Source organism: Accumulibacter sp. (assembly GCF_031732815.1).
Lineage (GTDB): Bacteria > Pseudomonadota > Gammaproteobacteria > Burkholderiales > Rhodocyclaceae > Accumulibacter.
Genome location: NZ_JAVMKF010000280.1, coordinates 1 through 2,692 on the forward strand (window position 1 = coordinate 1; position 2,692 = coordinate 2,692).

At 64.1% G+C, this 2,692-nt stretch carries 2 protein-coding genes; both read right to left on the reverse strand.

Annotated features, from left to right (window positions below; translation table 11 throughout):
* A partial coding sequence (locus RKP46_RS16295; RefSeq protein ID WP_311107592.1) for a malonate decarboxylase subunit alpha occupies window positions 1-1,463 on the reverse strand: 1,463 nt, incomplete at its 3' end.
* 84 nt (window positions 1,464-1,547) lie between these two features.
* Window positions 1,548-2,692, reverse strand: a 1,145-nt coding sequence (locus RKP46_RS16300; protein WP_409194159.1) for an SPOR domain-containing protein, incomplete at its 5' end; no start/stop codon positions are given.

Consider the following 2,692-nt stretch of genomic DNA (forward strand, 5'->3'; position numbering starts at 1 on the left):
TGCTGCAGGATGTCGCGCTCGACATCGATGCCGGGCGCCACCTCGATCAGCGCCAGCCCTCGGCGGACGCGGCGAAATACGCAGCGTTCGGTGACGTAATACACGGGCTTCCCGCGATCGTAGGCGTACTGGCCGTTGAAGGTAATCTGTTCGACCTGGCGAAGAAACTTGCGCTGCTGGCCTTCCCGCACGATGCGCAATTTGCCGTCATCAACCGCAACTTGCAGGCCCTTGCCGGTAAACGTACCGACGAAAACGACCAGGCGGGCGTTCTGACTGATGTTGATGAAACCGCCGGCGCCGGTCAGCCGCCCGCCGTAACGGCTGACGTCGACGTTGCCGGCGGCGTCGCACTGGGCCATGCCGAGGCAAGCCATGTCGAGACCGCCACCGTCGTAGAAGTCGAACTGCTGATTCTCGTCGATCACAGCATCCATGTTTACGCCGGTGCCGAAGTTGCCCCCGCTGGCCGGGATTCCTCCGATCAGACCGGATTCGACGGTCAGCGTCAGCAAGTGCGAAATCCGTTCCTCGTTGGCAACCGCCGAGACGCCCTCCGGCATCCCGACACCAAGGTTGATGATGCCGTTCGGTGGCAATTCAAAGGCAGCGCGGCGGGCGATGATCTTGCGCTCGGTCAGCGGCGTGGATACCAGGCTGGCTGCAGGCACACGGAACTCGCCGGCGTAGGCAGCGTTGTACGGCGTGGCCAGCGTCTGCATGTGTTGCGCTGGCTCGGCGACGACCACGCAGTCGACCAGTATTCCCGGGATCTTGACCTGACGCGGCGCCAGCCCGTTGCGCTCGGCAATTCGTTCGACCTGCGCCATGACGATGCCATTGCTATTCTTGGCTGCCATGGCCATCGCGAGATTGTTCAGCGTCAGCGCTTCCCGTTCCATCGTGATGTTGCCGAAGGTGTCGGCAGTGGTTCCGCGGACGAAGGCGACATTTACTCGGCCAACCTTGTAGAACAGCCATTCCTCGCCATCGACCTCGACCAGTTTGACGATGTCGCGGGTCGTCGCCGCATTGATTCGCCCGCCGCCGTAGCGCGGATCGACGAAGGTGTGAAGTCCGACCTTGGAGAATGAGCCGGGTTTGCCGCCAGCCAGGTCGCGGAACAACTGGCAGATGATTCCCTGCGGCAGGTTGTACGCCTGGATGCGGTTGGCAAGCGCCAGTTCGGCAACCTTCGGCATACGCCCCCAGTGGCCGGCGACCACACGGCGCAGCAGTCCTTCGTGTCCGAGGTGATTGAGCCCCAGGCTATTGCCGTCGCCCTGGCCGGCGGCCGCGAACAGGGTCAGATTCCGTGGGCTGCCGGTCGCGAGAAAGCGGCGTTCAAGTGCTGACAGCAGGGCTTCGGCAAAGCCCGTCTGGACGAATCCCGTGCTTGCCAGCGTGTCGCCATCACGAATCAGGGCAATCGCTTCGTCGGCGGTAACAATCTTGCTGCGCATTGGCGTGTCCTACGAGCCGTTCGTCTTACTGTTCGCGCGCGCCAGCGGGGCGCTGCCGGGTGGCGGCCCGCTGGCGCCCGGCGTCTAGCGCAAGGAAGCCTGGATCGACTGGAACTGACGGACCCATGGTTGATTGGCACGCAGTTCGGGGGGCAGGCTGGCAATCGCAGCGCGCGCCTGGCTTACCGTAGCGAAGGTGCCGAGGAACAGACTGTAATGCTCACGCTGCTGGTACTCGGTGGCCGCGAAAGCGAGCGAATGGCGCGCCAGAGGCTTGATGTTGTGGTCGACGAAACGCGCCATATCGGCCTGGCTGGGCGAAAGCACCAACTGTACGGTGTAGGCTTTTGGTGATTGGCCGAGCAGCCACTGGCGATCATGCAGCACGCGCGGTCCGGCACCCTGGGCAGGCGTGTTCGCGAGCGCTGCGCGCAACTCGGCAAGGCTCTTCTCAAGGTCGGCCACCTTGTCGGTGACCAGCGCTATGCGTGCCTGTTGCTCGCTCTCGTCTTGCCGGCGTGCCGTGTCGCTGGCAGCCAGTGCCGCGAGCTGATTGCCGACCTCAGCCATGCGCGCCTCACTCTTCGCCAGTACCGTTTCCGTGCTTGTCGGGGCGAAGCCGGGTGCCCACTTGACCAGGGCGAAACCCGCCAGCGTCAACAGCAGCAGACCGGCGATGGCCAGATGGGTCTTTCTGAAACCATCTCGCGTTGCCCCCGCATGCTCCGCCAGCGCTGCCGCCACTTCTCCGATTGCGCCATCCAGGCGTTGCGTTTCCGAGCGCACGACGCCGACCAGGCCCTGCAGCGATTGGAATTCGGCATAGTGCTCGCGCTGCAGCGCGCCAAGGCCATCGAGCCGCGCTTCGACGATCGTTTGCTGCTTTTCGGCCTGCTCGCGCACGGCTTCAATGCGGCTCTTGTTGCCGCGCGTTGCGCTATCCAGCAGTTCGCAGGTGACGTCGAACTGGTCGAGGCGCCGACGCTGCTCAGCGATGATCTGCTCTTGCGCCTTGAACAGTCCGGCGAGCGTCGCAATGTCGCCGTCGAGACGTTCCACTTCGCTGCTCAGCCGCGCACTGCTGCTGGTGAAGCGAGCTTGCCAACCTTGCTCAGCGCCATTCAGCCAGTCCACCGTCTCGCCGCGCAGCGTGTCGATCTGGCGCTGGCTGGCGGTGGCATGCGAACTGAGCGAGAGGCTTTGCTGTTGCAGGTCGGCCGCCAGTCGGT